The following is a 20,254-nucleotide window of genomic DNA, read 5'->3' as shown; positions in this document are numbered from 1 at the left end:
AAATGGTTGAAGAGGCCGCAAAAAAGATTAAAGAGCTACTGAAAGAGGAAGAGTTCTTCGCAGCAGTTGTGGGCGGCTCTGGTATAGAGCTACCGGGAGTGGAGAGAGAGATTCCCTACTCGGAAATTCCCAATATGCCCCTGCCAGCGGTTCCGGGACATAAAGGGGTGGTAAAGCTGCTCTCTCTAAACGGTAAAAAGGTCCTCTTTTTTGAGGGAAGGTTCCACTACTACGAGGGAAGGGAGGACTGGGAAATAAGGTTTATACCCGAGCTCTGCAGTTTACTGGGCGTAAGGGTTTTCATACCAACCTGCGCTTCGGGAGCCGTGTCGAGAAAGGCTGCAGAGTCGGAAATAGGAGTTATCTACGACCATATTAACCTGCTCGGAAGGAACCCGCTTGTCGGACTGATAAAGAGTTACGGAGCAAGAGTTTTTGTAAACGGCAAAAAGTTTTACAGCAAAAGGTTGGTTAACGCTTTTCTAAAAAAGGCCTTAGAGCTCGGGATAGATGCCGTTCCGGCGGTTTTAGCCGCAAACCTCGGTCCTAACTACGAAACTTACACGGAAATTAGACTGCTTGAGGTTTTAGGTGTAGACTGCGTGAGTATGTCTACGGTTCCAGAGGTTATAGCGGCAAATTTCTACGGAATGGAGTGCGTTGCTCTCACCGTGTTCACAAACGATACTTTAAACCCGGAAGCTTCCCATGAAGAGGTTTTAGAGAAAGCGGCCGAAAGGTCGGCAAAGCTCGGTAAGCTCATAGGAGAGGCCCTTATTCATCTTTAAGGGCCTCTAAGTCGTAAGACTTCACAGAGTAACTACCCTGTTCTGTAGAAACGTATTGGAACTCCCGAAAAGGCTGCAAGGAGAGTAGAGCTCCTACTATAGACACTATCTTCTTGCCACCGGTTACATCAAGAATGACCTCTTTTTCTCTAAAACCCTGTTCTTTTAGAAAAGAGTAAGCCTTCTCTACTGCTTCCTGAACTTGGTTGAAGCTCTCAAAAGAAGTTATGGGAATTTCTTTAAACTGAATCTGGGACTCGGGGAAAAGCAACTTAGCTACTTTAAGGAAGAGCGGGTAATAATTAGAGCTCTCCAAAGAAGATATAACAACAACGGAACGAAGCTCCGGTAAATGAAACTTCATAGCTTCAAAGGGCATTCTCCAGCTTCGAATAAATGAACCGTTTACTAACTCCAGTTTCTCTTCAATCGTCTCGGCCTTTCTTAGGGCATCCAAAAGTTCTCGGGAATTTCCCCCTTTACCCGGAACGCTTAAGAAAAGAATCAGTGCTTTTCTCTTCAGAGGCGTTCGCTCTACCGCGTAGAACCTCACGTTAACGAAAAGATACTTGGCAGCAACAAGAAGGAAAAGCAATATGGAACAAGAGCCCCCGAGCATAAAGAGACCTTTTAACCTTTCACCTTCAAAAAGGGCAGTTAAGCCGTCGGGTATCCAACCTGTTATCAGTGAAAGCAAGAGAAATATAAAAAAAAGCAAAACAATAGAAGGCCAATCAGAAAATATCGGGCCAAACTGTGAAGAGAAAGCCTTAGTATAAACAACCCGAATCCGGCTAAACAGCTTCATTCAAGTTTCCCCACAAAACAGCAATCTTAACTTGAAAAACTACCAAAAATCGGGAATCAATTCATCAAAAAGAATACAAAGAAAAAAACACAATCCCGCCGATTTTTTCGGGCATTTCAACGGCGCGCCTCCTCCCCCGAAAACTCTAAAAGAGGAGGTGCGAGGTCGCAATCCCGCCGATTTTCTCGGGCATTTCAACTAAAAATTGAGAAGATTATTAAGATAAGAGAAGGGCGGGAGTGTCGCAATCCCGCCGATTTTTTCGGGCATTTCAACCAGAAGGAAGAGGTGGTCGGGTCACTCGGAGGAGTACCGGTGACGTCGCAATCCCGCCGATTTTTTCGGGCATTTCAACTCGTGATTGACCAGCAAGTTGTTATCCCAGTAGCTCCATCAATGTGTCGCAATCCCGCCGATTTTTTCGGGCATTTCAACTAATAATAAAGTAACCTGGGTGGTGCGCGGCCCTCTGGGCCCCTCGTCGCAATCCCGCCGATTTTTTCGGGCATTTCAACTTGATTTTTCAGACCCTGAATCTGCAACTGACGAGCAGCTAGGTCGCAATCCCGCCGATTTTTTCGGGCATTTCAACCTATTAACGGAAAACTGATTATGCAGCTTACGGGCCTGTCGCAATCCCGCCGATTTTTTCGGGCATTTCAACCCGTTGGTACGAGGAAAACTACGGGGGCTAGGGCCCCCGTCGCAATCCCGCCGATTTTTTCGGGCATTTCAACAATTACTATAGAGACAGACGATCCCAGCTGATGGAGGATCGTCGCAATCCCGCCGATTTTTTCGGGCATTTCAACAAAGCTTTACTTGCAATTCATGAACCTTTAGATTTCTTTAGACCGTCGCAATCCCGCCGATTTTTTCGGGCATTTCAACCCTTGATGGGTAATAATCCTTATAAATCAAGGTATTCATTTCATGCTCAATCTTCATACCATTAATTTCTAAAGGCTTGGTCCAGTACAAGTTAGCAAGCCCTAACAAAAGGCCTATCCGGTTTTGAAAGACCACTTCTACCGCTAATTTTAGCAGATTTCTCACCTGAAGCAAATTAACCCGTAAATTAACCATAAAGCAGGAAATCGGCCGACATTAATGTTAATTAAATAACAGCTTACCGGTGTTTGTTAGCTGCCAGCACAGGCAAAAGAACAGAATAGCCGCAAATTAGAAGACAAGTTTTTGCAATAAACAGAATTATTTTCTGCTAATTTACCTTCTCCTACTGAAACAAGTGAATCCAAATGCTCCACGTATTAAGAAGAAATCACCATAACATGGTTGATAAACGGTAGAAAAACAACTAACTTACTTTTCCAATTTGATAGGGTAAGACCATAAAACCATACAACTTAAGTCAAATTAGACCGAGTTCTACCATGACTCTACGGAGCTTTTCTGAGCAGAGCTGGCAAAAATTTTCGCTTTTAGCGTCGGTATCTGCCAAGCTATTTGAAAAGTGCATAACACAGCTGGGATTCGGACAGTGAGGCAGACCGAAAACATGCCCCATTTCATGGGTCAGTTCTTTCCTGAAACGGGAAAGGAAGAGGCTGTCGTCTTCAGAGATTAAACGTGCATACGAGACTATGCAGCCTTTAAAAGGGTAAGCAACCCCAAAAACGAAGTTTAAGCCATTGGAGTAGAGGTCGTAAGGCGTTAAAACAACGACAAAGAGAGAGTCGGAAGGTTTTAGGGCAAGGGCATGCTGAAGCTGAACCTCGGCAAGAAGCTGAGAGCCTCTGGCTCCGGTAGAATCGGGAGGCAAGGCCCCCTCGAAACGGGGGCTCAGGTTAAACTTTTCCTTAAGGACCTTCTCGGCTTCTTCTTCTACAAAGGGAAGGGCTACTCCCACCGTGTAAAGGGACGCTAAAGCCATCAGTTGTTCCCCTGCTGTTTCTCTTTAAGTATCTCCTCAAGCTCTTCTTTGGAGAAGTGATACTCCTCACCGCAGAATTTGCACTTAACGGAGGCACCGCCTTCCTGAATCAGGGATTTTATCTCCTCTTCCGGCATTGCAACTATACCGCCCTTGGCAACTTCCTTACTACACCTACAGCGGAAAGAGAGCTCTTTAAGGGCAAGCAGTTCAGTAGTAAAGCCTTTGAATATAAGTTCTGCAATCTCTTCGGGCCTTTTACCCTCTTTTATAAGGGTGCTTACAGGGGGTAAAGAGGTAACGTTTTTCTCGAGCTTCTCTACAGCAGACTCGGAAGCGCCGGGAAGAGGTTGGGCAAGGAAACCTCCGGCAGCTTCCACTTTTCCGTCTTCACCCACAAGAACGCCTATAGCCACAGCAGAGGGAATCTGTTCCGATTTAAGCAGGTAGTAGGCAATGTCTTGGGCTATCTCTCCGGAAACAAGGGGAACGGAGCTCTCGTAGGGAGTTCCAAAGCCGAGGTCTTTAACAACGGTCAGGGTGCCTTTACCGACCGCTTTGGCTATATCGAACTTCTTCCTGCCGTTCTCCTCTTTTATGAAGGTTTCTACGTTCGGGTTCTGGACAAACCCTCTTACCTCTCCCTTGGCATTCGCCTCCGCTACAACAAGGCCTATAGGGCCATCTCCCTCTATTCTGAGGAGTACCCTCTGGTTGGTCCCGTGTTTGAGGAGAGAGGTTAACAGAATCGCTCCTGTTAAGGCACGGCCGAGAACCGCCGTTGCCATAGGAGAGAGTTTATGTCTGAGGCGCGCTATCTCACAGAGGTTGGTTGTTTTCACAATGAAGGCCCTGAGAGCGTCTTCCCTGGTTACCGCTATAACGCCGTAGTCTCGGTCTTTAAAGTAGTTCTTGAGGTCTTCTTTTACCTGGTCTGTTAGCTCCTTTACGAGCTGTTCCCTTTGGGGAAGGACTTTAAGGTTTTTCTGCTCCTTCTTCTCCATCTCTACCCTCCAACAGGTTTACTATTTTCTCCGGCAGTTTATCTCTGTTTTGAAGCGTAACTGTAATAACTTTAAATCTACCTGATGAGCGGATTTGGGCAACCAGCGGGTGAACGTCTTTCTGGGGAATGGTAACAAGGGCCGGGCCTTCGCTGAGAATAAGTTGCTCAACAAAGCGAGCAAACCGGCGGGAAAGCAGCTCCATTTTACCTATTTCATCTATAACGGCTACAGAGGTTGGGTTTAACGCAGAGTTGAGAAATGGGAAAAGGAAGGCCTCGAACTCCCGAACGAAAACCTTGTAACGGCCCACTTTATACGGTGAACGGCCTTCTACACTTGCAAGCAGAGCCTCTTTGCCGTCGGTTCTTACAACTTTAAAACCCCAGCGGCGGCCGTTTTTCCTTATCTCTTCGGTCCAGAAACCCACAGCGGGAACGGAAAGAAGAGAAACTGCCCTTTTAACACAGGTGGTTTTACCTATTCCCGGTCTTCCGGTTAGGGCAATTTTCATCAACGGCGCTGCCTCACAACTTCAAGGATGTTAAGGTCGATAATCATGTTATCGTAGGCGGCCAGAGTTTTAACGCCGGTCTCTTTTTCTATGGAAGCAGCAACTTCCCAAGGTTTTGCCGAGAGCATCGTTTTGCCAAAATGGGTCAGAACGGCAAGGGTAGGTTTAACGAATGCAATGATTTCCTTTGCGTCTTTTGCGCTTAGGTGGTCTATTTTTGGATTTGGAGAGTAGAGGGTTGTATTGATTATGAGGAGGTCTTTGGCAGGGGAGTAGGCCTCGAGGAGTTCGGGGAAGAATTTTGTGTCGGTTAGGTAACCGAAGTGTTTGCCGTTCCAATTAAAGATAACGCCGTAAGTTTCAACGCCGTGAACGTGGCGAACCGGGAAAGTGAGTTTAAGGTTTTCAAACAGCATAAGTTCTTTTTTCTCTTCTATTAGAATCGTCTCTTCTATGTTCTGACGGGTATACTCAAGAACTACGGGGTCTTGGTTAACCGCATCGGAAGGACAAAGGAGCTTCCCCTTCTTCCTCTTACCGCCCAAGGTCATGGCTTCAAGTATGTGGTTTACGTCGGCACAGTGGTCCAGGTGGCGGTGTGTAAGCAGAACGGCGTCTGTCCAGAAGGGCTCTATTCCCTTCCTGTGGGCGTGGACAAAGGCTCCGGGGCCCGGGTCTACGTGAAGGTTGTAGCCGCCGAAGTTCCAGTAAAGGCCTCCGGCCTGACGCATGAAGCCGAAGGCAACGTAACGGGCACCGGCAGTTCCAAGGAAAACAAGGCGGTTCTGGAGTGACTCCCTTGTCAGCTTCAAGCCGGACAGATACCTCTCTTACTGTTTCTGACGAACTCTACAAGCTCTCTCACTTCCGGAGAGTCTCCGAACTCCTCAAGGGCCCTTTCAAGGGCCTTCTGAATGGGCTCATCGGACTTAAAGATGACCTCAAAGGCGGCCGTTAGGGTTCTTATGGCCTCCCGGGAGAAACCGCGCCTTTTAAGGCCCACTATGTTTACTCCCTCAAGACGCGCCCTGTTTCCCTGAGCCAAGAGGAAAGGGGGCACGTCTCTGTGAACGGCGGAGGCCCCTCCTACCATGGCGTGTTTACCTATACGGACAAACTGGTGAATCCCCGTTAAGCCGCCGATAACGGCAAAGTCACCTATTTCTACGTGGCCGGCTATCTGAACGGCGTTTGCAACTATGGCGTTATTCCCGATGATAACGTCGTGGGCAACGTGGACGTAGGCCATAAGGAGCACGTTATTGCCCACCTTTGTGACTCCGCCTCCGCCGGCAGTTCCTCGGTGGATTGTCACGTACTCCCTGATTTTTACACCGTTACCTATGATAACTTCTGTATCCTCTCCCTTGTACTTTAAATCTTGAGGCTCAACGCCTATGTGGGAGGCGTATATTGTACAGTTCTCACCTATGGTAACTCTTCCCTCTATAACCGCACCCTTTTTTACAACCGTTCCCCTACCCACTTTAACGCGGGGACCGATATAGGCAAACGGTTCAACGATAACGCCCTCATCGAGCTCTGCACCTTTTTCCACAACCGCAAGGGGGTGAACCTGAGCCATCACTTCCTCGTAATCATCGCCATTATTTGGGCATCGCAAACGAGCTCATCGCCTACGTAGGCCTCTCCTTTCATCTTGGAGAGCCTGCTCTTTATAACGGTAGGTTCAAGGACGAACTTTACCGTGTCTCCCGGGCGAACCGGCTTTCTGAAACGGGCTTTGTCTATTCCCATGAAGTAGACAACGTACTCTTTGGGGGAGATGTCGAAGGACTTGAACATGAGAATGCAGCCCACTTGGGCCATTGCCTCTACGAGGAGCGCCCCGGGAAATATGGGATGGCCGGGGAAGTGGCCCTGGAAGAAGGGCTCGTTCATCGTAACGTTTTTGATGCCGACTATCCGTTTTTTCGGTTCAAACTCAACGATTTTGTCTACAAGGAGGAAGGGGTATCTGTGGGGAATGGTCTCCATAATCTCCACTATGTCCATTACCAACGCTCTATACCTCCGACTTCCCGTATTAGAACCACCGCCTGGGCAGATATGCCCTCTCCTCGGCCTTCAAAGCCCATTCCTTCGGTGGTTGTGGCCTTTACGGAAACTTGAGAGGGAAGTATACCAAGTGCACGAGCTATGTTCTCGGCCATCTGCCGCTTGTAGGGTTTGAGCTTCGGGGCCTGAGCAACCACCACAGTATCTACGTTAACAACTGTGAAGCCCTCCAGCCGGAGGAGCTGGGCCACTTTTTCAAGGAGCCTCAAGCTGGAGATTCCCCTGTACTTCGGGTCTGTGTCGGGGAAGTGTTCTCCTATATCGCCGAGGGCGGCGGCACCTAAGGCGGCGTCGCACACGGCGTGAACGAGAACGTCGGCGTCGGAGTGGCCCTTTAAGCCCTTATGGTAGGGGATTTCTACACCGCCCAAGACAAGCCTGTAGCCGCTTTCGAGCCTGTGGGCGTCGTAGCCTATTCCTACTCTAAACATCTCTCAGGCGAGCCTGCTCTTTATGAGCTTCTCTACCTCTTCCCTTATTACCTTCTCGGCTATTTCGGGTATTACTTCCCAGGCTATTTCCCTTATTATCTGCTCAACTTTCTCCTCGGGCAGACCTGCCTCTACCTTCTTGGCAATCTCCTTCTTAGCCTCCTCCACTACCTTAGACTCCGTAGATTGCGGTTTAACTGGCTCTTCAACGGGTTCCGGCTGAAGCTCAACCGGTTCAAGCTCTATGGTTTCAACGTGTTCTTCAACGGGCAGAACTTGAAGCTCCTCCTGGGGCTCCTCAATAACCGGAATCTCTACCATCTCGCCGGCGGAGGGAGCAACAATTTCGAGCTTCTCCTCAAGCTGAGGCTTGTGGGTCTTTATGTTCCTCAGAAGCTCAACAAGCTCTTCCACCGTGAAGGGCTTCTCGAGAACGGCAGACGCCCCTAAAGAGAGGGCCTTTTCGGGGTCGAACCCCTCTGCACGGTGGCCTATAACCACAACGGGAACGCCCCGGTCTTTGACCTTCTCTATAACCTCATAGGCAGTGCCGTGGGAGAGGGTAACGTCGAGTATCACAACGTCGGGCTTCTTCTCTACGGTCAGGTTTATAACCTCTTTGGGCGTGTAGGCGTGGACAACCTCTATACCCCGTAAAGAGAGGACTTTATCGAAAAGTTCGTGCCAGGTTTTTTTGTCGTCGCCGTAGACTACCCTCATCTGGCTACTCCTTCCAGCTCTTTTTTGATGCGCTCTTTCAGTTCTTCAAGTAAAACCACAAGCTCCTTGGCATTAAGGGCTTGAGCGTCTAAGTCCTTTGTCAGTTCCGAGCCGTCGTCGAGCTTTATAGAGTGGGCAAGGGCGAGAAGTTCGTCTTTCACAAGGGAGGCGTTTATGTTCCTCGAGATGGAAACTGCCGACTCAACAGTATCCAAAAGGTCCTTTAAGAAGACAGGGTCAACAGCAGGCTCCTTAGACTTCTGAGCCTCTATGGCAAGGTTTTGAACGTCGTTACGGAGTATAAGAAGGGAGTCTTTAACCTGGGTCAGGAGGGAGTTATCTATGGAGGGAAGGTTGAACTCTATCTCTTTTAAAATCTCCTCGCTCTTTTCAAGGGCTTCGTAACTGCTGGGAGAGAGGCTAACGGGCAGGGTTGCAAGCTCTTTTTTGAGTTTGTGGATTTCGAGCTGGAGAGCCTCGATTTCCTGACGGATATCCTTCAGCTTGTCCTCGCGGAGCTCCTTGATTTTCGACTTGAGCTCCTCGGCCATTGAGATGGTTCGCTCGGATACACCTATGAGGCGCTCCTCAAGAATGGCAAGGCGCTCTTCTTCTTCCTTTTTCCTTCCCCCCAAGGATTTGGCAATGATGAAGCCGAAAACAAGGCCGATGGCCCCGAAAACGGCAGCTACAACGACTGTGATAAGCTCCCAGTTCATTGTCCTACTTCCCCTTTATTTATTCAAGCTCTACGGTAAGTATATCGTATATTCTACTTACCGGTAAGCCCATAACTGTAAAGAAATCCCCATCTATACGCTCGATAAAGAGTGCCCCCTTCCCCTGAATTCCGTAAGCTCCGGCCTTATCCAGAGGCTCACCGGTGGAGATGTACCACTCTATCTCCGAAGGAGTCAGCCTTTTAAATTTTACAAGGCTCTCTTCGTAGTCGGTTACAACTCTGCCGTTTATAAGCAGCGAAAAGCCGGTAATTACCTTGTGCCACCTGCCGGAAAGACGCTTTAGGTAGAGGCGGGCTTCCTGGGAGTTTTTGGGTTTCCCAAGAATTTCGTCTCCGAGAACAACGATTGTATCGGCGGCAAGGGCCACCTCGCCCGGAAGCAGCTGTTCCTTCGCCGCCAGAACCTTCTTTTCTGCGTTTAAAGTGGCGGTTTTGTAGGAAGAGGGGTGAAGCTCTTCCTCTACAGAAACTTTCACCACCCTGAAGTTAAAGCCGGCCATCTGGAGGATTTCCCTCCTCCTGGGTGAGGAAGAGACAAGGGCCAGTTTAACTTTTTCCACCATCTATCACCCCCAGGGCCTTGAGCATCTCCCGGGCCGCGTCCTGCTCCGCGGCCTTTTTGGACTTGCCCTTACCGTAGGTGGTAATATCGTTTACCTGACACTCAACGGTAAAAGTCTTGTCGTGTTCCGGCCCCTCGGCCTTAACAACCCTGTACTTGGGAAGGACCTTATACTCCCTCTGGGTAATCTCCTGAAGGTAGCTCTTAAAGTCTTTGTAGGTAACGGCGTTTTCGAGAATCTCCCAGAGCTTCTTTAGGAACTTGTTCTTAAAAATCTCCTTGGCCTTTTCAAAGCCCGCATCAAGGTACAGGGCGCCGAAAACCGATTCAAAAACGTCACACAGAATAGAGTCTTTCTCTCTGCCGCCCGTCCTCTTTTCACCTTTACCCAGGTATAAGAACTGGCCCAAGTTAATCGTTCGGGCCAGCTTAGAGAGTGAAGGCTCGCTCACGAGAAAGGCCCTAATCTGGGAGAGCTCACCCTCACTCTTTTCGGGGAAACGCTTTATAAGCTCCTCGCTGACTATAAGGCCTATAACGGCATCACCGAGGAACTCGAGAACCTCGTAGTTCTCGCCGGTATCCTTCTCAAAGGCAAAAGAGCGGTGAATCAGCGCCCTCTTGAGAAGCTCCTTATCCTTAAAGGAGTAACCCAGCAACCTCTCAAGCGCTACCAGTTTATCACCCTCTATCAACCTTCATACCTCTTTAAAACAAGGCAGGCGTTGGTTCCGCCAAAGCCGAAAGAGTTCTTGAGCACGTACTTAACGTCGGCCTTAACGGCCTCGTTGGGAGTGTAATCCAAGTCACACTCGGGGTCGGGCTCTTCGTAGTTAATGGTGGGAGGTATAACCCCCGTCTGAAGGGTCATAACAGAGGCAACGGTCTCAACCCCTCCGGCAGCCCCGAGAAGGTGACCTATCATAGATTTAATGCTGCTTATCTTCACCTTGTAAGCGTAGTCGCCGAATACCCTCTTAATGGCCATAGTCTCAAACAGGTCGTTGAACTTGGTAGAGGTACCGTGGGCGTTGATGTAGTCTATATCCTCGGGTGATATACCGGCGTCCCTAATGGCGTTCGCCATAGCCCTTGCTGCACCTTCCCCTTCGGGAGCAGGAGCCGTCATGTGGTAGGCGTCGCCGCTCGTTCCGTAGCCCACAACCTCGGCAAGAATCTCCGCACCGCGCCTCTTTGCGTGTTCAAGCTCCTCAAGGACAACGATACCGGCACCTTCACCCATAACAAAGCCGTCGCGGTTCTTCTCAAAGGGACGGCTGGCCTTTTCCGGCTCGTCGTTTCGGGTGGAAAGGGCCCTTGCAGCGGCAAAACCGGCAACGGAAAGAGGGGTGATGCAGCTCTCTGCACCTCCGGCCACAACCACATCTGCATCGCCGTACTGTATAGTTCTGAAGGCTTCTCCTATGGCGTGAGTACCAGTAGCGCAGGCGGTAACAACCGAGATGTTGGGGCCCTTGTATCCGAACCTTATGGATATCATTCCGGAGGCCATGTTTATTATCTCCATGGGAACACAGTAGGGGGAAACCCTCTTCGGCCCCTTCTCCCAGAGGATTTTAAGCTGCTGCTCTATGGTGGTAAGGCCCCCTATACCGGAACCCACTACAACGCCGACCCTCTCTTTATCTACGCCGGAGGTTTCAAGGCCGGCCATATCAACGGCCTGCTGAGCGGCGGCCACTGCGAACTGGATAAACGGGTCGAGCCTCCTTACTTCCCGCTTGTCGAAGTAGTCTGCCGGGTTGAAGTCCTTAACCTCGGCGGCTATCTGAACCGGGTAGTTTGAGGCATCGAACTTGGTTATCTTACCTATACCGGACTTGCCTGCCGTAATGTTCTCCCAGAAAGTCTCAAGGTTGCTCCCAACAGGCGAAACAACTCCAAGTCCGGTAATAACTACTCTCCTTGCCATTCTCCCTCTCCTTCTTGTTTTAGAACTTTATGAGTGAAAATACCGGGTATCCCCGAGAGGTTATCTTCTCCCTCCCTCCCAGGAAGGTGAGCTCTATGAGGAAATCGACACCTACGATGTCGCCTCCGAGCTTCTCAACAAGGTCTATGGCGGCGCTCATGGTTCCGCCGGTTGCAAGAACATCGTCTACGAGAACGACCTTCGTTCCCCTTCTAACGGCATCTTCGTGAATCTCTATGGAGTCCTCTCCGTACTCAAGGGTGTAGGAAGCGCTAACGGTTTTGTAGGGTAGTTTCCCCGGCTTCCTTATTATCGCAAGGCCGGCACCGAGTTTATAGGCCAGAGCAGAGGCCAGTATAAAGCCCCGGGACTCTATACCGACAACCACTTCAACGCCGGAGCCTACATACCTGTTTCCCATGTAGTCTATAACTTTCTGAAACGCCCAAGGGGTTCCAAGGAGCGGCGTTATGTCTTTAAAAACGATTCCGGGCTTGGGAAAGTCGGGAACATCTCTGATAAGGGCCTTAAGCTGGTTTATTTCGGCCTCTACGTTAAGGTCGGTAATCTGAGCCATTACTCCTCCACCTTGAGCAGTTTTTTGACAATTTTAACAGCTTCCTGAGCGTCTCCTCCGTAAATTCCTCCTATGGACTCGGCGTACTCCGGGGTAACAACGGCACCACCGACTATAACCGGAACCTCTACTCCGGCATCCCTCAGGGCCTTAATGGTCTCCTCCATTGCCGGTAAAGTGGTGGTCATTAAGGCGCTAAGCCCTACTATATCGGCGTTGTGCTCCTTTGCCGCCCTAACAACTTCGGCGGGGGGAACGTTGGTTCCCAGGTCAATAACGTCGAAGCCGCTGTTTTCGAGCATAGTTATAACGATGTTCTTCCCTATCTCGTGGACGTCTCCGTGAACGGTGGCCATAACTATCTTGCCGCCCAGCTTCAGGTTGCCCCCTTTCTTTTTCATCTCCCTCTTTAAAACCTCGAAGGCGGCCTGAACGGCCTGTGCCGAGCGGAGCATCTGGGGCAGGAATATCTCCCCTTTTTCAAACCGTTTACCTACAACGTCGAGGGCGGGAATAAGGGCCCTATCGCTCACCTCAACAGGGTCAAACTCCTTCAGGGCCTCTTCGGTAGGCCCTACTATCCCCTCTCTGTCGCCCTCAAGAACCTTCTTAAAGATGGTTCCCAGTATACCGGCCGGAGCCTCGGAGTCGGAAGCCTCCTCTGTAGTCTCCCCTTTGGCTTTCTCCTCCGCTTCGTGGGAGAAGGCCTGAGGAACAGTTCCGAGAACTGCGCCGGCTATCTGGCATATCCTCTCAAGGGCCTTCCTACACTCGGCATCTTCGCCTTTAGGAGAGTAGTTCTGAAAACGAGAGACGAACCTTTCGGCTCCCCTGTCCTTCCCTACGAGAACGTCGCTTGCGAATATGGTTTCAACCATACGGGAGTCGCCGGGGTTAACAATGCCGGAGTCGAGCCCGGCGTAAATGGCCATAGCCATAAAGGCCGAGTTTATGAGGGAACGGGACGGAAGGCCGAAAGAGACGTTGCTGACTCCCAATGTTGTGGCAATGCCGAAACGCTCTTTAACGAGCCTTATGGCCTTTAGGGTTTCAACCGTAGAGTCGGGCATTGCGCTGACCGCAAGGTTTAAAACGTCGGCAACTGTGGAGCTTCTATCCACTCCCACCTTCTCGCACTCTTTAAGGAGGCGCTCTATTATCTCTACCCGCTCCTGGGCCTTCTCCTTAAGGCCTTCGTCGTCTATGGCAAGCAGGAGGACGTTTGCGCCGTACTTGGCGGCAACGGGGAGTATCTGTTCAACGTCCTTCTTCTCACCGGAGACCGAGTTTACCACCGGCCTGCCGTCGCACATCTTAAGGGCCTCTTCAACGGCCTTAGGGTCTTTGGTATCGATAACGAGGGGGACGTCTACGGCCTCCATAACCGTTTTAACCGCCTCCCTCATAAGGGAGGGTTCGTCGGCTCCCGGAACGCCTACGTTAACGTCGAGAAGGTCGGCCCCCTCTTCCACCTGCTTTTTTGCCTCCTGCTTAACCAGCGAGAAGTCTTTGGCTTTTAAGGCTTCTTGGAGTTTTTTCTTGCCGGTAGGGTTTATCCTCTCCCCTATTATCCTCGTAGGGTGTCCGGTTCCTATGAGAACGAGCTTCGTCCTGCTGGCAACTTTCACCCCTTTAACGGGGTTCCTCTCTACCGGCTTTAACCCTTCAACGGCCCGTTTTATGGCCCTTATGTGGTCGGGGGTTGTTCCGCAGCAGCCGCCAATTATATTGGCTCCGGCCTTTACAAACTCAACCGCGTACTTTTCGAAAGTTTCGGGAGGCTCGGGATAGACCGTTTTGCCGTTTTCAAGAACCGGAAGGCCGGCGTTTGCGTAAACGATAATCGGGGTGGTGGTAACGGAGGCGGTTCTCTTTATTATCTCGACGAAGCTCTCCGGGCCGAGGGAGCAGTTTGCTCCAACGGCGGCAACGTTGAACCCCTCAAAAACGGCGGCCGCAACCTCCGGAGGCGTTCCAAGGAGGGTTCTCCCGTCTTCCTGGTAGGTCATGGAGACGAGAACGGGAAGGTCGCACACCTCCCTTGCGGCAAAAACTGCGGCCTTCGCCTCCTTTATATCGGACATGGTCTCTATCAGGACAAGGTCGGCACCGGCCTCGGCTCCCGCTTCTATCTGCTCCTTGAAAACGTCTACCAGCTCATCGAAGGTGTAGTCTCCCACAGGCTCAGCGAAAACTCCGGTCGGGCCTACAGAAAGGGCAACAAGGGCTCTACCCCGGGCAGCCTCCTTGGCAAGCTTCACGCCGGCGGCGGTGAGCTCCTTTACCCTGTTTTCAAGGCCGTAGTGGGAGAGCTTTATCCTGTTACTGCCGAAGGTGTTGGTCTCTATGATATCTGCTCCGGCCTCTACGTACTCGGAGTGAATCTCCTTGAGAACTTCGGGTTTTTCAACGTTTAAAAGCTCGGGGGCAAAGTTAACGTCTACCCCCTTGGCCATGAGCATAGTGCCCATACCGCCGTCTAAAACCCAGATTTTCTCCTCTTGTTTGAAAGGGTTGGTCGGCAAGGCTCCTCCAGATGGGGTTATCGGAGGGCAAATTATAACAGCGGTTAACCAAAGTGCTCTTTAACCCGCTCGGCCTCCTGAAGAATCTGTCCCACAACCCAATCCGACTTGGGCTTACCCTTGGGGCAGTAACGCTCCTTCTCCGAGTAGAGACAGCCGCAGTACTGCTGCCGGTAGAGGCCGTGCTCCTTGGAGAGCTCTATCCCCTCTTTCCAGCCCTCCCTGAAGTCGATGTTCAGGAAGGGGATTCCGAACTTCTCCGAGGCGTTTTCGGCAAGGGGCACCATTAGCTCTCTGCTCTGGAACTTGCTGTAAAAGAGGGTGGAGGTGAAGGCATCGAACTTGCCCTTTTTGGCAACGGCAGCCGCCATTTCAAGGCGCATTGAGTAACAGATTTGACACCTTACGGGCTTTTCCTCCCTGAAGGCAACGGCCCTGAACCACTTTTCGGGCTCGTAGGTGTCGAAGTAGATGACCTTAATTCCGTAAACGGAGGAGAGCTTCCTAACGCTCTCCATCCGCTTCACAAACTCGGTGCAGGGGTGAATGTTGGGGTTGTACCACAGGCCTACCACCTGGTAGCCCCTGCTCAGTAGGAGCTCAAGGGGGTAGCAGGCACACGGGGCACAGCAGATGTGAAGGAGAACCTTCACTCTTCGAGCTCCACGTCCAGGTCGGTTTTCACCTGGTTTTTACCGGAACGCTTTGCAAGGTAAAGGGCTTTATCGGCCTTTTCAACGAGAGCCGTTTCATCGAGCCCGTCTCTCATCATGGCAACGCCAACGCTAATTGTAACAGGTATGACCTGGTCGTTGTACTTGAACAGGTGCTTTTCTACCGACTTCCTAAGGCGCTCGGCAACTCTTATCGCCTGGCTGAAGGTAACGCCCGGAAGCAGGATTGCGAACTCTTCTCCGCCGTAACGGGCTATAATGTCCCTGGCCCTGAGCTGGCTTTTAAGGAGCCTTGCAAGCTCCCTGAGGACGTAATCTCCCGCCTGGTGGCCGTAGGTGTCGTTTATCTTCTTGAAGTTGTCTATGTCTATCATGAGAAGGGCGAAGGGGTAGTTCCTGCGGTAGAAGTCGTTCACCATGTCGGTTATGGCCCTGTCGAAGCTGGCCCTGTTGGCAACCTGGGTGAGGAAGTCTATGGAGGCCTCTTTCTTAGTCTGCTCAAGCTCCTGTGTCAGCTTTTTTATCTGCTGATTGGCCTCCTCGAGCTTGTTCTTAAGCTCCTCGTTCTGCTGCCTGATTACGCAGAGCTCCTCGAGAACCTGACCGAGGAGGTCTTTTACGGAGCTGTCGGCAACCCTGTTCCGTATCTCCTTGAAGGAGTTCTCCTTCTCCTCCAAGGTGTTGTTGTGGTCTACTATAACCTCTATGAGCTTCTCTATCTCGGTGACTATCTCCTGGGCCACGCTCTTTAGGAGCTCTCTGTCTTCATCTTCAACTTGAAGCAGAACGGCCTCTACGTTGTCTACGGTCGGGTACTTCTCCTTAAAGAGGCCCATTATCTCAAGGTCGGAGAGCTCCAGGCCGTTTTCGTGGAGGTAGCAGAATATCTCAAACCAGAGGATGTAGTTCTCCGGTATGAGGGGTATGTTGTTCCTGGCCAAGAACTTCAGTTCCTCTTTGGCTATTTGAGTAATTTCCTGAAGCTCCGAAGGGGTAAGTTTCTTCTTCTGGCGCACCTTCTTCAGGAGTTTGCACTCTATTTTCTTCTCCATCTCAGCTCCACCCCCACCCTCTCGAAGTTGTGTTGGAAGGGAACGCTCAGCTTAACGGTCTCTATTATAGCTGAATCAATATTCCAGCGGTTCAAAACCTCTTTAAGCAGGGCTTCCTGAAACTCTTCAAGGTAGGTGTAGGTGTTGCGGGAGAGGCGAAGGATGAGGTTGTGAAGCTCTTGGTAATCTACAAACTCACCGGTAAGCTTCACGCTGAGCTTCACCTGAACTCCTAAGCTCCTCTCCTCGGGGTAGGTGCCGCACTTCAGGTGCAGCCTCATTCCCTCTATAAAAACGCTTCTCTCAACTTTCCCCTGCAACTTTCTCTACCTCCTCAACGAGCCTGTTAAGGGCCTCTTCCTGAGAGAGCTTACCTACAACCTTCCCCTTCACAAAGAGGATGAAGTGCTCTCCCGCACCGGCAATGCCCACGTCGGCAAACTTGGCCTCTCCGGGGCCGTTCACGGCGCACCCCATAACCGCTACTTTTAGGGGCTTTTCAACGTGCTCTAAGCGCTTTTCCACTTCTCTGGCAAGGCTTTCAACGTTCACCATACACCTGCCGCAGGTGGGGCACGAGATAACTTCAACTCCCCTGTGGCGCAGGTCCAGGGCCGAAAGTATTTTGTAGGCCACCTTAACCTCCTCTTTCGGGTCGGCAGAGAGCGAGATTCTCACCGTATCCCCTATACCCTGATAGAGGAGGATTCCCACGCCCACCGCCGACTTTACCGCCCCCGAAAGGAGAGTTCCCGCCTCGGTTATCCCTATGTGGAGCGGGTAGTCGGTCTGCTCGGCAAAAATTTTATTGGCGACAACGGTGCTTTTAACCTCGGAACCCTTTAATGAGAACTTTAGGTTGGTAAAACCCCAGTCTTCAAACATCTTGGCGTAGCTAAGGGCGGCCTCTGCAAGAGCTTCGGGAACGGGAGCTCCGAACTTAAAGAGGAGCTCTTTAGGGATGGAGCCGGAGTTAACGCCCACCCTTATGGCAACGCCCCTTTCCCGGGCAAGCTCTACAATCTCCTTCACCTTTTCCCGGCTCCCGATGTTCCCGGGGTTTATCCTCACGCAGTCTGCTCCGCTTTCAATGGCAAGGAGGGCAAGCCTGTGGTCGAAGTGGATATCGGCTATCAGGGGAATTCCTATCCTCTCCTTTATCGCCTTAACGGCCCGAGCGGCTTCCGGGGTTGGAACGGCGACCCTTACAAGCTCACAGCCGACCCTCTCCAGCTCTTTAATCTGCTTTACCGTCGATTCAACGTCTTCGGTGTAGGTGTTGGTCATAGACTGAACGACTACCGGGTGGCTGCCCCCCACCGGAACGGAGCCTACCCAAACGGTTCTCGTCTTTCTGCGCTCTATCCAGCCCATAAGCTCTCCACATCGGGTAAAACTTTCCATATTTTAACCCCTGCAATGAAGGAGCAGATTAGGAAGAACTTCTCGAGGGCCGCCGACAGGTACGAGCTTCACGCCGCCCTCCAGCAGGCCGCAGGCCGGGAAATCCTGAAGAGGTTACGCCTCTTTCCCCACCCTTACCCGCTCCTGGACGTTGGCGCAGGAACCGGGTGGCTGTTAAAAGGTAAAGGGGTTGTCAGCTTAGATATAGCGCTGGGGATGTGCCGTACCTGCAAAAGCAGGGGGAACAGAGCAGTCTGCGCCGACGCCGAAGAGATGCCCTTTAAAGAGCGTTCGTTCAGAACCGTAGTATCCAACTTTGCCCTCCAGTGGACAGACCTTGAAAAGAGCCTAAGGGAGTGCAGCCGGGTTTTAGAGCCCGGAGGGGCCTTGATAGTCACGGTTCCCGTTGAGGGAAGCCTCAGAACGCTCTTTGAGTGCTGGGAGGCGGCAGGGGGCGGGAAGCTCTTTAAGTTCCCAGAAGAGAAGGAGCTGATGGAGCTGATACGGAAGGAGTTCAAACCGGTGGAGTTCAGCAGGCTGTACCTTAAAAAGCGTTTTAACTGTGCAAAAGAGGCCCTGAAAGCGGTAAACGCAATAGGGGCAAAGAGCCCCCTGGCAAAGCCCAACAGGGCCACCCTGCTGAAGTTCAGAGAGCTCTTTGAAAAAACGCCCCTAATTGAGTACAGGGTTCTCGCTATAACTGCGGTAAAGGATTGAAAAGGAGCAGGAGCCGACCTGCCCCTTCTAAAGCTCTGCCTCTTTGTGGCGGGAAGCGTGACACTGGATATTGACGGCAACGGGAAGGGAGGCTATGTGACACGGGTACCACTCGATTTTCACGTCCAGGGCGGTTACCCTACCGCCGAAGCCCGAAGGCCCGATGCCCAGCTTGTTTATCTCCTCAAGAAGCTCCTCCTCCAGCGCAGCGTAGCGGGGGTCGGGGTTCCTGTGGCCTATAGGCCTGAGGAGGGCCTTTTTGGCAAGGAAGGCAACTTTCTCAAAGGTTCCCCCTATGCCCACCCCAACCGTTATGGGCGGACACGGGTTGGGGCCGGCCTCGCTTACGGTCTTCAGGACGAACTTCTTCACCCCTTCAACGCCGTCTGCAGGCTTTAACATGGCAAGCCTGCTCATGTTCTCGCTGCCGCCTCCCTTTGCGGCAACGGTGATTTTCACCCTATCGCCCGGGACTATGCTGTAGTGGATAACGGCAGGTGTGTTGTTCTTGGTGTTCTTCCTGTCGAAGAGGGGGTCGGAAACGATAGACTTCCGGAGGTACCCTTCCGTGTAGCCTTGGGCAACCCCTTCGTTAACGGCCTCTTCAAGGGAGCCGCCGACAAAGCGGACGTCTTGGCCGATTTCAAGAAAAACAACGGCAAAGCCGGTATCCTGACAGTAGGGAATCTGCTCCCTGGCGGCAATCTCTGCGTTCTCCTGCAGGATGTCAAAAACGTTCTTACCTACGGGGGATACCTCCTTCTCCTTCCCCTCTTTGAAAGCGTTTAAAACGTCTTGGGGAAGGAAGTAGTTGGCCTCCATACAGAGCCTTTTAACGGTTTCCCTGACCTTATCTACGTGAATTTCGCGCATCTCTCCTCCTAAAGGGGCAGCTTCTCAACGAGTCTCTTAACCGACTCAACGGACTTCCTCCAGTCTGCCCACTCCTCATCTGTAAGGTCGAGCTTGATTATCTCCTCTACGCCTTCTTTTCCGAGGATTATCGGAACGCCTACACAGAGGCCGCTTGCACCGTAGTACTCTCCGGCTTCTCCGTCGAGGTAAACGCTGGCAGAGAGAATCTTCCTCTTGTTCCAGAGGATTGCAAGAACCATCTCAAGGATTGAGGCAGCCGGCGCATAGAAGGCACTTCCTGTTTTGAGGAGCCGAACTATCTCTCCGCCGCCGAAACGGGTCCTCTGGATAACCTCCTCGAGCTCCTCCTTAGAGAGGAATTTGGTAACCGGCATTCCGGCCACTGTTGTAAACTTCCTCAGGGGTACCATATCGTCGCCGTGACCGCCTATAACGAAGGCGTTTATGTTCTCAACCGAGATGCCCGTCTTTTCGGAGATGAAGTAGGCAAAGCGGGCCGAGTCGAGAACTCCGGCCATTCCCATCACTTTGTTCTTCGGGAAGCCGGTAACTTTTAAAGCGGTGTAGGTCATTGCATCCAGCGGGTTGGTAACGACAATAACGAAAGCGTCGGGAGAGTACTTCTTAATCTGCTCGGAAACGCTCTTAACAACTTCGAAGTTTTTAAATAGAAGGTCGTCTCGGCTCATCCCCGGCTTTCTGGGGAAGCCGGCGGTGATGATAACTACATCGGAGCCTGCAGTCTCGGCGTAGTCTCCGGTTCCGTGGACGTGAGCGTTAAAGCCCAGAATCGGAGAGGCCTCCATTATGTCAAGGGCCTTACCCTTGGCAACGCCTTCGTTGATGTCTATGAGGGTGATGTCGGCGGTTTCTCTCCTTGCAAGGAGAAGGGCCAGAGTTGCCCCGATGTTACCTGCACCTACTATTGTTATCTTTTTTCTGTCCACACTACCT

General features: G+C 51.4%; 23 protein-coding genes and 1 CRISPR repeat array. Of the genes, 2 read left to right on the top strand and 21 right to left on the bottom strand.

Annotated features, from left to right (window positions below):
- Positions 1-2 precede the first annotated feature (2 nt).
- Positions 3-788: a purine-nucleoside phosphorylase gene (locus tag THEAM_RS03170; protein WP_013537382.1), complete on the top strand. Its 786-nt coding sequence runs from the start codon at positions 3-5 to the stop codon at positions 786-788.
- On the opposite strand, the gene THEAM_RS03165 is transcribed toward THEAM_RS03170, so the two are convergent.
- The 19 genes from THEAM_RS03165 to ispG all read right to left on the bottom strand — a co-directional run bounded on the left by THEAM_RS03165 (position 775) and on the right by ispG (position 17,677).
- Positions 775-1,596 carry a hypothetical protein gene (locus tag THEAM_RS03165; RefSeq protein WP_013537381.1) on the bottom strand — a complete coding sequence of 274 codons (822 nt, stop codon included), beginning with the start codon at positions 1,594-1,596 and terminating at the stop codon, positions 775-777. The genes THEAM_RS03170 and THEAM_RS03165 overlap by 14 nt on opposite strands.
- Before the next feature lie 86 nt (positions 1,597-1,682).
- Positions 1,683-2,487: a CRISPR direct-repeat array (repeat unit 35 nt; unit sequence GTCGCAATCCCGCCGATTTTTTCGGGCATTTCAAC).
- Positions 2,488-2,968: 481 nt separating this feature from the next.
- Entirely contained in the window at positions 2,969-3,490 is a 522-nt protein-coding gene (locus THEAM_RS03160; protein ID WP_013537380.1) for a peptidase zinc-dependent, read from the bottom strand.
- On the bottom strand, positions 3,490-4,494 hold the full coding sequence (gene hslO / locus THEAM_RS03155) for an Hsp33 family molecular chaperone HslO (protein WP_013537379.1): 1,005 nt from the start codon (positions 4,492-4,494) through the stop codon (positions 3,490-3,492). Before hslO ends, THEAM_RS03160 begins: the two co-directional genes overlap by 1 nt.
- Positions 4,466-5,008, bottom strand: coding sequence for an NTPase (locus THEAM_RS03150; protein WP_013537378.1), 543 nt, complete (start codon positions 5,006-5,008; stop codon positions 4,466-4,468). Before THEAM_RS03150 ends, hslO begins: the two co-directional genes overlap by 29 nt.
- Positions 5,008-5,820, bottom strand: coding sequence for an MBL fold metallo-hydrolase (locus THEAM_RS03145; RefSeq protein WP_013537377.1), 813 nt, complete (start codon positions 5,818-5,820; stop codon positions 5,008-5,010). The genes THEAM_RS03150 and THEAM_RS03145 overlap by 1 nt, the downstream gene beginning before the upstream one ends.
- On the bottom strand, positions 5,817-6,593 hold the full coding sequence (gene lpxA / locus THEAM_RS03140) for an acyl-ACP--UDP-N-acetylglucosamine O-acyltransferase (protein ID WP_013537376.1): 777 nt from the start codon (positions 6,591-6,593) through the stop codon (positions 5,817-5,819). The genes THEAM_RS03145 and lpxA overlap by 4 nt, the downstream gene beginning before the upstream one ends.
- Positions 6,593-7,024, bottom strand: coding sequence for a 3-hydroxyacyl-ACP dehydratase FabZ (fabZ, locus tag THEAM_RS03135; protein WP_041439399.1), 432 nt, complete (start codon positions 7,022-7,024; stop codon positions 6,593-6,595). Before fabZ ends, lpxA begins: the two co-directional genes overlap by 1 nt.
- Entirely contained in the window at positions 7,024-7,518 is a 495-nt protein-coding gene (gene ispF / locus THEAM_RS03130; protein ID WP_013537374.1) for a 2-C-methyl-D-erythritol 2,4-cyclodiphosphate synthase, read from the bottom strand. The genes fabZ and ispF overlap by 1 nt, the downstream gene beginning before the upstream one ends.
- A gap of 3 nt (positions 7,519-7,521) precedes the next feature.
- On the bottom strand, positions 7,522-8,238 hold the full coding sequence (locus THEAM_RS03125; RefSeq protein WP_013537373.1) for a response regulator transcription factor: 717 nt from the start codon (positions 8,236-8,238) through the stop codon (positions 7,522-7,524).
- Positions 8,235-8,957, bottom strand: a complete 723-nt coding sequence (locus THEAM_RS03120; protein ID WP_013537372.1) for a hypothetical protein — start codon at positions 8,955-8,957, stop codon at positions 8,235-8,237. Before THEAM_RS03120 ends, THEAM_RS03125 begins: the two co-directional genes overlap by 4 nt.
- A 19-nt stretch (positions 8,958-8,976) precedes the next feature.
- Entirely contained in the window at positions 8,977-9,543 is a 567-nt protein-coding gene (locus THEAM_RS03115) for a Maf family protein (protein WP_013537371.1), read from the bottom strand.
- Positions 9,527-10,237 (bottom strand): ribonuclease III, encoded by a 711-nt coding sequence (gene rnc / locus THEAM_RS03110; RefSeq protein ID WP_013537370.1) that lies wholly within the window; start codon positions 10,235-10,237, stop codon positions 9,527-9,529. The genes THEAM_RS03115 and rnc overlap by 17 nt, the downstream gene beginning before the upstream one ends.
- Positions 10,234-11,475, bottom strand: a complete 1,242-nt coding sequence (gene fabF / locus THEAM_RS03105; protein WP_013537369.1) for a beta-ketoacyl-ACP synthase II — start codon at positions 11,473-11,475, stop codon at positions 10,234-10,236. Before fabF ends, rnc begins: the two co-directional genes overlap by 4 nt.
- A 19-nt stretch (positions 11,476-11,494) precedes the next feature.
- Positions 11,495-12,016: an adenine phosphoribosyltransferase gene (locus THEAM_RS03100; RefSeq protein WP_041439807.1), complete on the bottom strand. Its 522-nt coding sequence runs from the start codon at positions 12,014-12,016 to the stop codon at positions 11,495-11,497.
- 35 nt (positions 12,017-12,051) lie between these two features.
- Positions 12,052-14,577, bottom strand: coding sequence for a homocysteine S-methyltransferase family protein (locus THEAM_RS03095; protein WP_013537367.1), 2,526 nt, complete (start codon positions 14,575-14,577; stop codon positions 12,052-12,054).
- A gap of 44 nt (positions 14,578-14,621) precedes the next feature.
- Entirely contained in the window at positions 14,622-15,230 is a 609-nt protein-coding gene (locus THEAM_RS03090) for an epoxyqueuosine reductase QueH (protein ID WP_013537366.1), read from the bottom strand.
- Positions 15,227-16,303, bottom strand: coding sequence for a diguanylate cyclase (locus THEAM_RS03085; RefSeq protein WP_013537365.1), 1,077 nt, complete (start codon positions 16,301-16,303; stop codon positions 15,227-15,229). The genes THEAM_RS03090 and THEAM_RS03085 overlap by 4 nt, the downstream gene beginning before the upstream one ends.
- Positions 16,288-16,623, bottom strand: a complete 336-nt coding sequence (locus tag THEAM_RS03080) for a dihydroneopterin aldolase (RefSeq protein ID WP_013537364.1) — start codon at positions 16,621-16,623, stop codon at positions 16,288-16,290. Before THEAM_RS03080 ends, THEAM_RS03085 begins: the two co-directional genes overlap by 16 nt.
- Entirely contained in the window at positions 16,607-17,677 is a 1,071-nt protein-coding gene (gene ispG / locus THEAM_RS03075; RefSeq protein ID WP_013537363.1) for a flavodoxin-dependent (E)-4-hydroxy-3-methylbut-2-enyl-diphosphate synthase, read from the bottom strand. Before ispG ends, THEAM_RS03080 begins: the two co-directional genes overlap by 17 nt.
- A 45-nt stretch (positions 17,678-17,722) precedes the next feature.
- Here ispG and THEAM_RS09415 point away from each other — a divergent pair, with 45 nt between their 5' ends.
- The gene (locus tag THEAM_RS09415; protein ID WP_013537362.1) at positions 17,723-18,424 is read left to right on the top strand and encodes a methyltransferase domain-containing protein; all 702 of its coding nucleotides are present in this window, start codon (positions 17,723-17,725) and stop codon (positions 18,422-18,424) included.
- Between the two features lie 27 nt (positions 18,425-18,451).
- Here the strand turns inward: THEAM_RS09415 and THEAM_RS03065 are convergent, their stop codons facing one another.
- Together THEAM_RS03065 and mdh are read right to left on the bottom strand one after the other, a co-directional pair.
- Positions 18,452-19,297, bottom strand: a complete 846-nt coding sequence (locus THEAM_RS03065; protein WP_013537361.1) for a fumarate hydratase — start codon at positions 19,295-19,297, stop codon at positions 18,452-18,454.
- Positions 19,298-19,305: 8 nt separating this feature from the next.
- Positions 19,306-20,247: a malate dehydrogenase gene (mdh, locus tag THEAM_RS03060; protein WP_013537360.1), complete on the bottom strand. Its 942-nt coding sequence runs from the start codon at positions 20,245-20,247 to the stop codon at positions 19,306-19,308.
- Positions 20,248-20,254 lie beyond the last annotated feature (7 nt).

This window comes from Thermovibrio ammonificans HB-1, assembly GCF_000185805.1.
In the GTDB taxonomy this organism is placed as follows: domain Bacteria; phylum Aquificota; class Aquificia; order Desulfurobacteriales; family Desulfurobacteriaceae; genus Thermovibrio; species Thermovibrio ammonificans.
The sequence above is the reverse complement of the archived record's forward strand: the minus strand, read 5'-3'. Positions and strand labels throughout refer to the sequence as shown.

Coding starts and splice junctions, on each gene's coding strand:
- THEAM_RS03085 (WP_013537365.1), bottom strand. CDS start 16,303: ATGGAGAAGAAAATAGAGTGCAAACTCCTGAAGAAGGTGCGCCAGAAG.
- THEAM_RS03125 (WP_013537373.1), bottom strand. CDS start 8,238: ATGAGGGTAGTCTACGGCGACGACAAAAAAACCTGGCACGAACTTTTC.
- fabZ (WP_041439399.1), bottom strand. CDS start 7,024: ATGGACATAGTGGAGATTATGGAGACCATTCCCCACAGATACCCCTTC.
- THEAM_RS03165 (WP_013537381.1), bottom strand. CDS start 1,596: ATGAAGCTGTTTAGCCGGATTCGGGTTGTTTATACTAAGGCTTTCTCT.
- THEAM_RS03115 (WP_013537371.1), bottom strand. CDS start 9,543: ATGGTGGAAAAAGTTAAACTGGCCCTTGTCTCTTCCTCACCCAGGAGG.
- ispG (WP_013537363.1), bottom strand. CDS start 17,677: ATGGGCTGGATAGAGCGCAGAAAGACGAGAACCGTTTGGGTAGGCTCC.
- THEAM_RS03120 (WP_013537372.1), bottom strand. CDS start 8,957: ATGAACTGGGAGCTTATCACAGTCGTTGTAGCTGCCGTTTTCGGGGCC.
- THEAM_RS03170 (WP_013537382.1), top strand. CDS start 3: ATGGTTGAAGAGGCCGCAAAAAAGATTAAAGAGCTACTGAAAGAGGAA.
- THEAM_RS03065 (WP_013537361.1), bottom strand. CDS start 19,297: ATGCGCGAAATTCACGTAGATAAGGTCAGGGAAACCGTTAAAAGGCTC.
- hslO (WP_013537379.1), bottom strand. CDS start 4,494: ATGGAGAAGAAGGAGCAGAAAAACCTTAAAGTCCTTCCCCAAAGGGAA.
- THEAM_RS09415 (WP_013537362.1), top strand. CDS start 17,723: ATGAAGGAGCAGATTAGGAAGAACTTCTCGAGGGCCGCCGACAGGTAC.
- ispF (WP_013537374.1), bottom strand. CDS start 7,518: ATGTTTAGAGTAGGAATAGGCTACGACGCCCACAGGCTCGAAAGCGGC.
- THEAM_RS03150 (WP_013537378.1), bottom strand. CDS start 5,008: ATGAAAATTGCCCTAACCGGAAGACCGGGAATAGGTAAAACCACCTGT.
- lpxA (WP_013537376.1), bottom strand. CDS start 6,593: ATGGCTCAGGTTCACCCCCTTGCGGTTGTGGAAAAAGGTGCAGAGCTC.
- THEAM_RS03160 (WP_013537380.1), bottom strand. CDS start 3,490: ATGGCTTTAGCGTCCCTTTACACGGTGGGAGTAGCCCTTCCCTTTGTA.
- fabF (WP_013537369.1), bottom strand. CDS start 11,475: ATGGCAAGGAGAGTAGTTATTACCGGACTTGGAGTTGTTTCGCCTGTT.